Genomic DNA, 11,818 nt, shown 5'->3' on the forward strand with positions numbered 1-11,818 from the left:
TAATAGGTTTTCATTGTAAATGGATCATAAATTATAGAAATATGACAGATAATGTTTCAATGTGTCTTTATTTTGTTATACAACTGTAATCCAAGATTCTATTTACCTATGATAAACTACGAGTTATTCAAGAAGTTTTCACACTTAATATGCCAAATGACACATTTACAGAAAGATAGAAAATACAAAAAAGGAAGGATGTTACGAAGTTGAAAAAAATTTTAATGACAGCAACTAGTGTACTACTGGCCCTAACTGTTTTTTCCGCTAACACTGACCTTGCTGACGCGAGTGTATCAGATGTCATTGACGAAGCAAAAAGTCATTTAGGAGTACCTTATCAGTTTGGGGGAACTACCCCAAGTGGATTTGATTGCTCAGGGTATCTTGTCTACATATTTAATCAAACAACAGACGAAACGCTTCCGCGTACAGCCGCACAACAATCAAATTATGGAGAAAGCATTTCAAAAAGTGACTTGCAAAAAGGAGATCTCGTATTCTTTAACACGAGAGGCTCAGGCGTTGGTCATTCCGGCATGTACATTGGCGGCGGAGAGTTCATCCATTCTTCAGCGTCCCAAGGCATATCAATTGCAGATATCGATGACCCTTATTACTGGGGTGATCGTTATGTAGGGGCACAACGTGTATTAGAAGAGAACAATAAGGAAAAAGTGAAATCGGAAACATTTGAACCACTTCCGGATGGCGAATATCATGATGTTCGTAAAAGTTTCTTTGCATACCATGAAATCACCCAATTGGGTAAAGATGGTATCATCAATGGCTATAGGGATGGTACATATAAGCCAAACAATCAATTAAGTCGCGGACAAGCAGCTAGCCTTCTGGCCAACGCACTTGATCTAGATACTTCAAGTACTAACGCACCATTTGTTGACGTATCCCCAAATAACCATCATGCAGGAGCAATCACAGCAGTTGCTGAGGAAGGGTTATTCACTGGAAATACCGACAACGAATTCATGCCTGCTGATCCCATGACACGTGGTCACACGGCAAATGTCTTCTATCATGCATTTGATCTAGGTGGTTACGCATATGATGGGTCATTCGATGATGTTTCTGATTCCCATCAGTTCAGCCGACACATCGATGCCTTGGCTGGTGCAGGCATCACCACGGGCAACAAAGATGGTGATTACGAACCAGGTCGCGCTACCACACGTGCTCATTTCGCTGTTTTCCTTTACGAATCATTGAACTTATAGTAAAACAATGAGGCTCACAAGATGGGAATCCCAATCCTGTGAGCCCCATTGTGTTATTCACATCGATGTTTTCTACTGTTCGATTACTTTTCCCGTATTCAGCGAGTTGGAAGTAATCCCAAGGAAGTAGCTTTATGGATTGGCTTACTAGAATTTCTGACACCCGAACCGATGTCACTAAAAAAGGCGCCCATTAGGCGCCCTTCTTTATCTTTATTACATTTCGTCGTCTTCTTCGTCATCTTCTGCGTCTTCTTCATCAAGACCAGCGTCATCTTCTTCATCTTCATCATCTAGATCTAACTCGTCGTCTTCTTCGTCATCCATGCCGTTTTCATCATCCATGCCATCTTCTTCATCTAGGCCGTCATCCATGCCGTCTTCTTCATCCATGCCATCTTCTTCATCTAGGCCGTCATCCATGCCATCTTCTTCATCTAGGCCGTCATCCATGCCGTCTTCATCGTCCATACCATCTTCTTCATCCATGCCGCCGTCGTCTTCAACGCCGCCGTTTTCCATGTCGTCGCCGGCTGGATCTTCTTCTTCAGCACCGTTACATGCTGCTAGCATACCAACTGAAAGGATTGCAGAAAGTGCTCCATAAAGTAGTTTCTTATTCATGATTAATTTCCCCCATTAATTTAATAGTTAGTGAGCTAACATCATGTCTCCTTGTTAGCTGTGTACAGCATATCAACGCATTCCCCTTCTGTCTATGAATTGCGTTTGTTTTTGAATGTCTTTATACATTCTCTCATAATGTCTTTAAATTCTTACACCAAAGAGATGGTATCATTCACAATGTTGCTCCCCAACTAAATAAGGGCGGGCAATGGATCGCCCGCGCCCATATCTACCTTTCCGTGTCCCGATCTACGAGTCCAAACATTAAGTTCATTTCAGCCACAACCTTACCATTCACGGTAGCTGTGCCGTAGCCTTTGCCTATCGATCCGCGTACGCGTGTAAGAGTAGTCTCTAGTTTCAATTGATCTCCAGGTGTGACTTGTCCCTTAAAACGGCAATCGTCAATTCCGGCAAAGACAGCTAGTTTACCCTGATGTTTTTCATCTTTCAGTATAGCAACAGCTCCTGTTTGTGCAAGCGCCTCAACTATGAGCACTCCCGGCATAACCGGATACCCTGGAAAATGACCATTAAAATACTCTTCATTTGCTGTTACATTTTTAAGCGCAAGACACCGTTTCCCTACTTCCAGCTCCTCAACCTGATCAATGAGGAGAAAAGGATATCGGTGCGGAATTATCGCTTGTATCTCTTCAGTTGTAAGCATATCGATTCCTCCCTTAACCTAAAATATATTCATAGAGCTCTTCCCGAGTACCCCAACGCAGGATCTGAAGCCCTTCACTTTCAACAATAATTGAATAACCGAACATAAGACCGAGAACGACACTCATTATGAGTAAAAAAAGAACGATAAGGATGTGTACCCAGATAGATACTAACCACACTTGGCGCTCACGTTTTTGTGCCTTTTTTCTTTGCAGGCCACCTTCTTTTGTTTTCGTATCGTTTGCCGATCCCAATTTCGCGGTCGGATTCAGACTGTTCACTTTAACTCGTCGGTTCATTACGCTCTTTCATGAAGAATCCTTGTTTCTTAACTGACAGTATTAACGCAATCCGTTAATAAGCCCCATCATTTCATCATACTGAGTAATGTTACGAGCATGTAAGCTATATGCACGTTGCATTTCCATCAAGTTGGTCATCTCAGTCGTCATGTCTACATTCGATTGTTCCAATGCCCCTTGCATAATATGATTTTCCGCGACAGCTTCAAATCCCAGGACATCGGCTTCATCCACGTCAAGAGCAGCTAAATCAGGAAGTTGAAACAGATTTTCCCCCATGTTTTCGAGCAGTTGCGGTCGTGTAATATTGGCGATTTCCAACACACCTATATCAGTTGCTTCACCGTTCGTTAATTCGGCGACTAGGGTTCCATCCGATTGAAGGTGGAAATCAATGGCATGCCCTGGAACTTCGAATGGCTCCTCATTCCCATCCGTTAAAATACCCCCCGTTTGTGTCACAAGTTGCCAGGTATCCGCTCCCGGTGCAGCTTCACTTAAGTAAAAAGCCCCATCCCTTGTAAATGCTTGTTGAATCACACCGTCTACTTCTGTTTGTATGGGGAAATAGGAACCAGGCTCTGTTAACGCAAAATCCAAGGCGCGATCAGTTTCATGAACTGTTCCGAGTTCATGACGGAGTGCCGTTTGTATAACCCCCGCACCATTACCCGCCCGAATACCCACAGGTGTTAGGCGGTTCCCTTCAGGTTGGGGCACTTCTTGATTATTGATTTGTTGAAAAAGTATATCAGAAAACATATCTTCCCGGCGTCGATAACCTATGGTATTAATATTTGACAAGTTATTCGAAATCGTATCTATGTTCTGTTGCAAATGGCCCATTGTGACCGCAGATGAACGCACACTATCCACTCCGTTTTTCGACATATTTCCCGGGTAATATTAATTGATATTGCCAATATCATTAGCTGTTCGTTGTAGGTTCTGGTCGTATGCTTGAAGAACCGTTTGATTGGCTTCAAAATTACGGTATGCATTAGTCATATTCGTCATCATTTGACCAACATCAACGTTCGAGCGTTCTAAAAATTGTTGTTGCAATTCATATGGATAAGCATCATTACCGACCACGCTTACCAGATCGTCCGCTGCTGTATTTTGCAAGAGCCCTTCACCGGTTTTCACTAGCTGCTGTGGACCCTCAGCGTACACAACTTCCAGTTGGCCGACATAGTCTCCAGTGTTATCGGTGATCTCACCGGTTGCTCCCATCTCGAACCACTCATTTCCCACATCTAATGGCTCGCCTTCAACACCTAATATGTAATGACCTTGGCTATTCGTAAGGAGCCCTTGCCCGTCAACCGTAAAATTTCCGTTACGGGTATATTGCATATTCCCTTCTTCATCGATAACAGCAAAGAAAAGCATTCCCGGCGCTCCTGTTTCCTCTTCGGGCTCTAGAAAACCCTGCAGAATTGCAACATCGGTTCTAACGCCTGTTTCACGTAAGTCTCCTTGTGTATAATTAGGGGAGCGCTCTTGCATATAAACACCGGTTGCTAATTCACCAATCATTCTATGATGCCCCCTTCCCCCATTGGTATTCATCGCTTGAACCAACATATTCGGAAAAGCTCGGATCGAACTTTGATCAGCTTTATATCCTGGGGTATGCATATTTGAAAGGTTATCACCTAACATGTCCGTCCGTCTTTGCTGAGTGATCATTCCGGACGCCGCTTGATAAAACCCTCTTATCATCCTGTCTCCTCCCTTTTTTCACTACGCCCGCACCTTTCCAGACATCTTATCTAGGTTTTCCAACATAATACCTGTGCCTATCGCGACACAGTGTAATGGTTCTTCAGCAATAAAGACAGGAACTTTTAACTCTTCAGTGAGTAACTCATCGATTCCGTGCAAGAGTGCACCTCCACCTGTTAAAAAGACCCCTTTATCTATAATATCTGCAGAAAGTTCAGGCGGTGTTTTCTCAAGTACAAGTTTAGCCGCTTGCACAATGTTAGATACCGATTCTTGTAGTGCTTGGTCAATTTCTTGGGAATCAAAGGAAATTGTACGTGGCAATCCACTCACCATATCACGTCCGCGAATTTCTTTCTCCTCTTTACGTCCCGATGGAGATACGCTTGCCAATTCCTTTTTGATATCTTCAGCTGTCCTTTCGCCTATTAATAATTTGTATTTTCGCTTAATGTAATGATAAATATCACTATCAAATTGATCCCCGGCAGTTTTTATCGACCGAGACGTCACGATTCCCCCCATTGATAAGACGGCAACATCGGTTGTGCCTCCACCAATATCAACGACCATACACCCACTCGGTTGAAAAATATCCATACCAGCACCGATTGCAGCAACCTTCGCTTCTTTCTCTAAGTATACATCCTTCCCGCCGCTTTTCTCTACGGTTTCACGAATCGCTTTTTGTTCGACTGAGGTAATATCCGTAGGACAACAGATTAAAATCCGAGGCTTTTTAAATGTGGATCGAACATTGACTCTCATTAAAAAATGACGAAGCATGGACTCTGTTAAATCAAAATCAGCAATCACTCCATCTCTCATTGGGCGCAATGCCACAATGTCATCAGGTGTCCTGCCTACCATCTGGAAAGCTTCTTCTCCCACCGCCATAGCTTTTCCCGTGATACTATCGACTGCAACTACGGATGGTTCGTTTAAGACAATCCCTTGACCTTTGATATGCATAAGCAAATTTGCGGTTCCCAAGTCTATGCCAATATCTCTCCCAAACATCCGGCACCTTCCTCTCAGCCTGGTATGATCATCGATTTATCATAAGCTTACACAGCTCTATATGCCTGTCCATTGCTTTATTTTACCATAGTTGTAGGAAAATATGAACGTAGGCAGGAAAAATACCTAAATATGAAGAAGATTTTGTTATCAAAATATAAAAAGGAGTCATAGTCGTGGTCACTATTAAAACATTGAATGAAGCAAGAATCCGCTTACAGAACAAATTACATGTAACACCCATGCTCTCGTCAAAAACGTTAGACTATGATACGAACGCCAACATTTTCATCAAATCCGAGCATTTACAAAAGACAGGTTCGTTTAAAATTAGAGGAGCAACCAATCGAGTTACCATCGCCAAAAATTCAGGGGCGACAAACTTACTCGCTGCTTCGTCAGGTAATCACGGTCAAGCGGTTGCTTTTATCGCACGGGAACTTGGGCTATCAGCAACAATCATCATTCCCGAAAATGCCAACCCGGCAAAAGAAGCGGCCATTCGAAATTATGGAAGTCAAATCATTCATTACGGTACAACTTCCAAGGAGCGCATTGAGCACGCGCAAGAATTACAAGAACAATTAAATGCTGTCATCATTCCGCCTTATGATGATGTTGATGTTATGGCAGGCCAAGGGACGATTGGCTTGGAGATCCTTTCTCAAATCCACAAACCGGACATCATCGTTATTCCAATCGGCGGGGGAGGCCTGATCTCGGGAATAGCCACTGCTATCAAAACCATCAACCCGGAGATCAAGGTCATAGGCGTTGAGCCGATAGAAGCAAATGGCACCTACTTATCCAGGAAAAACGGTGAACGTGTCTACATCTCAGCATCGGCATCGATCGCCGACGGATTACGGTCTGCAACACCAGGAGAATTAACTTTCCCGCTCATTGAAAAATACGTCAACGACATCGTACTTGTTACAGAGGAGGAGATCCGTGAAGCCTTCACCTTCTACATGTCCCGTATGAAGCAGGTCGTTGAACCCTCCGGCGCTGTTACTCTCGCTGCTCTTCTCGCAGGAAAAATTCCTCATGAGGATAACAGCAAAATAGTGATCGTGGCGAGCGGCGGAAATGTAGACACCGCGGAAATCGCTCAATTTCTTACATGAAAAAGCAAGGTGCCCATATCTATCATCGGCACCTTGCTTTTTTTAGTTCCAAAGATTAGCTAGTAATTCATAACTGTATTTTCTTTTTTCCTGATCATGTATGTCGGAAGTGACAATGAGTTCATCGAACTTAGCCTCTGCGTAAAACTCCTCCAGCTCTTTTTTCACCTTCGTTTGATCACCAACAAAAGAATACTTCAGCATGTTAAGGACTTGATGTTTTTCAAATTCCGTCCAATACTCGTCTATATTATCAACCGGTGCCGTATCAATTTCAGCTCTGCCACCTCGGACCATCCCTAAAAATTTCAACTTGATTGTTGTTGCCAACCTTTCGGCTTCCTCCGTCGTATCAGCAACGGCTCCGTTAACTGTTACCATTGCATATGGTTCGCTAAGATATTCAGACGGCTGAAAACGCTCGCGATATACACGCAATGCATGAAAAAGTTCACCTGGAGCAAAGTGGCTGGCAAATGAAAACGGAAGCCCTAAAGCGGCCGCTAATTGCGCACTATACGTACTAGATCCAAGTAAGTAAACGGGGACCTCGAGACCATGACCAGGAACCGCTTTAACCCTGGAATCTTCTTTACTAAAGTAATGCATTAATTCCTTCACATTATCCGGGAACTCATTGACACTGCTCATTTGATCGCGGCGTAAAGCACGAGTCGTTACAGGATCAGTACCGGGGGCACGACCGAGACCTAGATCAATACGATCCGGATACATCGTTTCCAACGTACCAAATTGTTCTGCGATAATAAGAGGCGCGTGATTTGGAAGCATCACACCACCGGCACCTACGCGGATTTTTTCGCTGTGACCAGCAAGATAGCCGATCAATACCGCGGTAGCAGAGCTCGCAATCCGCTGCATATTATGATGCTCAGCCACCCAATAACGATGATAACCTAATTTTTCTGTATGCTGTACGAGCTGTTTGCTATTTTCAAATGCATCCCTTGGTGTTTGATCCTGACGTACTGGTGCTAAATCCAATACGGATAATAGGGATTTTCCATTCATTATATTCATCCTTTCCCCTTCCACTAATTAGGATGAGCCTTTACAACTAATAAGATACAACGTTAAAAGCTCATTGAAAAGAAAAAGGGCTTGAAAAAAGAGGAGTGGTTTTGGTAAATAGGGGATTCCTCAGCGCACCGTTTTCGGTGACGACAAGCTTTGCCCATGCTTATTTCTCTGTGACTTTCGTTACCGCCTCTTTGTATTCAGCTTTAAGCTCGTTAATAACCTCAGCAATTGGCTGGACGTCTTTGATCGCACCGACGCCTTGCCCTGCACTCCATATGTCTTTCCAAGACTTTGCATCATCTTGGTTATGAACGACGTCAACAGTTTCTTTTTTCTGAAGATTATCGGCATCAAGACCCGCCTTTTCAATACTGGGGCGCAAAAAGTTGGCATTTACACCACTTATTGCATCAGTATATATGATGTCATCGCTCTTGGATTCAACAAGCATTTCCTTGTACTCATCTTGAGCAATTGCCTCATTGGTCGCAATAAAGCGAGTACCGATATATGAAAAATCGGCGCCGAGTACTTTAGCAGCTAAAATATCACGGCCATTCGATATAGCTCCCGCAAGAACGGTAAATCCGTCCCAGAATTCCTTCACCTCGGCCAGGAAAGCAAGCGGATTGATCTTACCACCGTGACCGCCCGCCCCGTTACAAACGAGGATGAGACCGTCAACGCCAGCTTGGGCAGCCTTTTTCGCATGTTTAATCGTAATAACATCTGAGAAAACATGACCGCCATACTCGTGAACAATATCGACGACAGCCGTTGGATTTCCAAGCGACGTAATCACAATTGGCGGTTGGTATTTTTTCACCAATTCCAAATCACTTTCATAACGGTTATTTGTTCGATGAACAATGAGATTCACACCCCATGGTGCCATTTTTGTAACTGAATCGCTTTCAACTTCGTTTTTAATTTTACGCATCCATTCCTCTAAAATTTCTCCTGTTCGCGCATTTAAGAGAGGGAATGTTCCGATTACCCCATTTTTACAACTTTCGATCACCATCTGTGGACTGGATACAAGAAACATCGGTGCCGCTATTGCCGGTAATTCAACTTGATGACTCAATGAATGATCATTCATATTCTGCATGATAAACACCCCTGTACATCATATTCTAATATCTATAACTGTATCACAAAATGAATGAATAATCACTCATTACATAAGATAAAACGAAGATAGTTTTGCCCAACATCACCATCCAGAGATCTATGGAAGAATATTTAATTACAAAGAGGGAGGAATGGAGATGCAGCAACTACCCGATGGGATGTTTTAACGCATGTAATTTAAGAGCTCAAACAATCACAGAATCAAAAAAGATCAGGGGTAAAGATTATCGAATAGATCGCCCTACCCCATTGGGGTTGGCAAAAAACACGTTTTCTTCCTAGGCCTAGCGAGAGGCTAGGAAATTTTGAACCTAGGATCCAAATTACCGGAGAAAACTCTAATTCAACGAGTTAAGTTGATGGGGTGTAGGAGAAGAAGCCCCCACACCCCATTATGGGTTTCCAAAATAGAACCCTCTACGAGGTAAATGCGCTTTTTCGGGTATAGAACAAAGAATATGAAGCCAACCGTTACTGTCTAGCAGCGCTGCTTTTTCTTATTCCACCTTTTCGAGGGGTTGGGCAAATACACCCAAGATGGTCGACCGCAAGCGATCCGCCACCGACGCCATATCTCACCCTTAAACCTGAACAAAGCTATGTTGTTTAGGTTGAAAATTTAGATAGTAAAAAATATTCACTGCTGAATAACAGTTATTTCCCCCTTTTTATTATATTTGACTTTCGTTGCTTCCCCGCCCCGTAAGTGACGAATGGATTTATGATAATTTAATATAGCTTTGACTTCGTTCGCCAATTCAGGATTAATATCAGGAAGCCTTTCTGTCAAATCTTTATGAACGGTACTTTTCGAAACCCCGAACTCATTGGCGATTGTTCGTACGGTTTTCCGAGTTTCTACAACGTACCTCCCAATCTTGATAGTTCGTTCTTTGATGTAGTCATGCACACTGCTCGCCTCCCAGTCTGGATGGTTTGTTACAGTTTATTATCCAAGACCGGTATATATACCAAAAAGTCAGTAAGGACAAGGGTTTGAAGCAAAAGCAGTTTTCTACATCCACATATAACAGGCTTATTCTTGCATACATTGCTTCCCGAATTTATGATTTTGCTCCACTTAGAACCCATAAATAACGTCCAAAGCATTAAAAAAAGACCCATTACGTGTGATCCTTTCTTATAAACTCCTTCAATATTTGTAAATCGTTGTCAATCACTGTTCGTAGTGACGGATTGTAAAAAACAGCAGCAGGATGATATAAGGCCATAAGAGTATATGTTTCTACGCTCCAATGATAAGCATCTTTGGCACACTGTTGGACCCACGAATCATGAATGGGAACCCCATGCATGGCAGAGATCTTTGCTTTTTTTCCAAGGAGACGTTTGAGCGCAACCCCACCGAGGCAGACAATCATCCGCGGTTGAATCACATTGATTTGATAATCAAGTAGTGGTGCGTGTGCAAAAATTTCCTTCTCCGTCGGCTTTCGGTTGATTTTTCTCATTACAGGTTCCCCTTTAGGGCGACGCTCGCCCCATCTGTAGGGACGACTTCGCACCACGCTTGTCATATATACGTTCCTGCGGTCTAAACCTAGCACTTCTAAATATGTATCTAATATTTTACCAGAGCGTCCAATGAACGGTTGACTCTTCTTCGCTTCTTGTTCGCCAGGTGCTTCACCGATAAACATAACGTCGGCCTTTTCATTACCAGCACCGGTTAAAAAACCTTCGAGCTGATGGTCTCTAAGCGACGATTGGCAACGTTCTACAAGTTCGCGCGGCAACTCCATGAGCATGTCTCTCCTCCTCATTATTTAAATTTATTAAAACATATATCTTCAGCAAAAAAAATCACGATGAACGAGAAGAAACAACTGCAAACCCAAACGGATATCAAGCACATATACGAGCATATATAATTAGGAATCTTCAAACTGCTGTATTTCGCATTTGTTCGTTAACCATGAATGTTTTACCTGGCTTTTTGATTCCACTTTCATTGCCACCTCAGCCCGGGCACAAAAAAAGCCCCCAAAATGAGGGCATGCTACATATCACTTCTATTATTCTTCTTCGTCGTCTTCGTCCTCTTCGTCCTCTTCTTGATCTTCATCTTCATCTAAATCAGCAAAGGTGTCGTCCTCATCCTCACCATCTTCAGGATCAGTAGTACCTTCCAAACCTTCTTCATCATCGAAAGTCATCTCAGAAATTGTCTGGTTCAACATTTCCTCTGGATTGAAAGCAACGCCGTCTTGACGAACTTCAAAATGAACATGAACACCAGCGTCACGGTTATACGTGTTTTCACCAGCTGTACCAAGTGCGTCCCCTTTTGCAACCACATCTCCTTCTGAAACTTCCAAGTCTTGTAAACTGTGATAAGCTGTAACGATCTCATCATCATGGCTCAGCTCAACCACATTGCCCAGAAGGGGATCTTGTTCAGCTTTTACAACCTCACCACTAAGTGCGGCAGCTACTTCAAAAGCTTCTCCATCTGGATTTGCCAAGTCAATTCCTTTATTCTGATAGTAAGTCTGGTTGTAGTAAACGAGTGCATCTTCCTGTTCTTCATTTGTAGCATTATAATCATAGAAATAACCGACAACATCGACGACATCTTCATCTCGTACGGGCAGTTGCATCTCCTCTGCTTCAGCTCCCACTGGTAACGCTTCTTCTTCCTGTGGTTCACTGTCATATCCAAAGCCTTCGTCTTCGCTATCCTCTGCGATGTCAGATTCACCGCCCTGGAATACAAAGAATGAACTAAGCAACACTGCACATACTGTCAAATAAACTGCCGGCCAAAACCAAGGTTTTCTTGACCATTGTTTTATTTGACCCCCCTGGTTCTCTTTCTCTCGGGATTCAGAGATTTTTTTCTCCTCATCTTTCATTTTATCACCACCTCAGCAACCATTCTGATCAAATTAGTAGAAAGATATACTCC

Annotated in this window: 13 protein-coding genes; 2 read left to right on the forward strand and 11 right to left on the reverse strand. The window is 43.1% G+C overall.

Translation table 11 applies throughout. The annotated features are described in order from the left end of the window. The first annotated feature begins 209 nt into the window (after nt 1-209). Entirely contained in the window at nt 210-1,235 is a 1,026-nt protein-coding gene (locus tag HNR44_RS11835; RefSeq protein ID WP_184404492.1) for a C40 family peptidase, read from the forward strand. A gap of 216 nt (nt 1,236-1,451) precedes the next feature. Here the strand turns inward: HNR44_RS11835 and HNR44_RS11840 are convergent, their stop codons facing one another. The 6 genes from HNR44_RS11840 to mreB all read right to left on the reverse strand — a co-directional run bounded on the left by HNR44_RS11840 (nt 1,452) and on the right by mreB (nt 5,587). Then, complete coding sequence (locus HNR44_RS11840) at nt 1,452-1,859, reverse strand: hypothetical protein (RefSeq protein WP_184404493.1); 408 nt, start codon at nt 1,857-1,859, stop codon at nt 1,452-1,454. 232 nt (nt 1,860-2,091) lie between these two features. After that, nucleotides 2,092-2,532, reverse strand: a complete 441-nt coding sequence (fabZ, locus tag HNR44_RS11845) for a 3-hydroxyacyl-ACP dehydratase FabZ (protein ID WP_184404495.1) — start codon at nt 2,530-2,532, stop codon at nt 2,092-2,094. A gap of 13 nt (nt 2,533-2,545) precedes the next feature. Continuing rightward, entirely contained in the window at nt 2,546-2,833 is a 288-nt protein-coding gene (locus HNR44_RS11850) for a DNA-directed RNA polymerase subunit beta (protein ID WP_184404496.1), read from the reverse strand. 42 nt (nt 2,834-2,875) lie between these two features. Further along, the gene (locus HNR44_RS11855) at nt 2,876-3,703 is read right to left on the reverse strand and encodes a flagellar hook-basal body protein (protein WP_343069479.1); all 828 of its coding nucleotides are present in this window, start codon (nt 3,701-3,703) and stop codon (nt 2,876-2,878) included. Between the two features lie 39 nt (nt 3,704-3,742). Then, nucleotides 3,743-4,564, reverse strand: a complete 822-nt coding sequence (locus tag HNR44_RS11860) for a flagellar hook-basal body protein (RefSeq protein ID WP_184404498.1) — start codon at nt 4,562-4,564, stop codon at nt 3,743-3,745. Nucleotides 4,565-4,585: 21 nt separating this feature from the next. After that, on the reverse strand, nt 4,586-5,587 hold the full coding sequence (gene mreB, locus HNR44_RS11865) for a rod shape-determining protein MreB (protein WP_184404499.1): 1,002 nt from the start codon (nt 5,585-5,587) through the stop codon (nt 4,586-4,588). A 176-nt stretch (nt 5,588-5,763) separates the two neighbouring features. Here mreB and HNR44_RS11870 point away from each other — a divergent pair, with 176 nt between their 5' ends. Beyond that, nucleotides 5,764-6,714 (forward strand): pyridoxal-phosphate dependent enzyme, encoded by a 951-nt coding sequence (locus HNR44_RS11870; protein ID WP_184404501.1) that lies wholly within the window; start codon nt 5,764-5,766, stop codon nt 6,712-6,714. 42 nt (nt 6,715-6,756) lie between these two features. Here the strand turns inward: HNR44_RS11870 and HNR44_RS11875 are convergent, their stop codons facing one another. The 5 genes from HNR44_RS11875 to spoIIQ form a co-directional block, all read right to left on the reverse strand. Continuing rightward, nucleotides 6,757-7,746, reverse strand: coding sequence for an LLM class flavin-dependent oxidoreductase (locus tag HNR44_RS11875; protein ID WP_184404502.1), 990 nt, complete (start codon nt 7,744-7,746; stop codon nt 6,757-6,759). Between the two features lie 169 nt (nt 7,747-7,915). Continuing rightward, the gene (locus tag HNR44_RS11880; protein WP_184404503.1) at nt 7,916-8,866 is read right to left on the reverse strand and encodes an NAD(P)H-dependent flavin oxidoreductase; all 951 of its coding nucleotides are present in this window, start codon (nt 8,864-8,866) and stop codon (nt 7,916-7,918) included. A 660-nt stretch (nt 8,867-9,526) separates the two neighbouring features. Continuing rightward, nucleotides 9,527-9,799, reverse strand: coding sequence for a sporulation transcriptional regulator SpoIIID (spoIIID, locus tag HNR44_RS11885; RefSeq protein ID WP_184404505.1), 273 nt, complete (start codon nt 9,797-9,799; stop codon nt 9,527-9,529). A gap of 214 nt (nt 9,800-10,013) precedes the next feature. After that, complete coding sequence (locus HNR44_RS11890; RefSeq protein WP_184404506.1) at nt 10,014-10,658, reverse strand: uracil-DNA glycosylase; 645 nt, start codon at nt 10,656-10,658, stop codon at nt 10,014-10,016. Between the two features lie 267 nt (nt 10,659-10,925). Further along, nucleotides 10,926-11,765, reverse strand: coding sequence for a stage II sporulation protein SpoIIQ (gene spoIIQ / locus HNR44_RS11895; RefSeq protein ID WP_184404507.1), 840 nt, complete (start codon nt 11,763-11,765; stop codon nt 10,926-10,928). Nucleotides 11,766-11,818: the final 53 nt, after the last annotated feature.

This window comes from Geomicrobium halophilum (genome assembly GCF_014207655.1).
In the GTDB taxonomy this organism is placed as follows: Bacteria; Bacillota; Bacilli; order Bacillales; family Marinococcaceae; genus Geomicrobium; species Geomicrobium halophilum.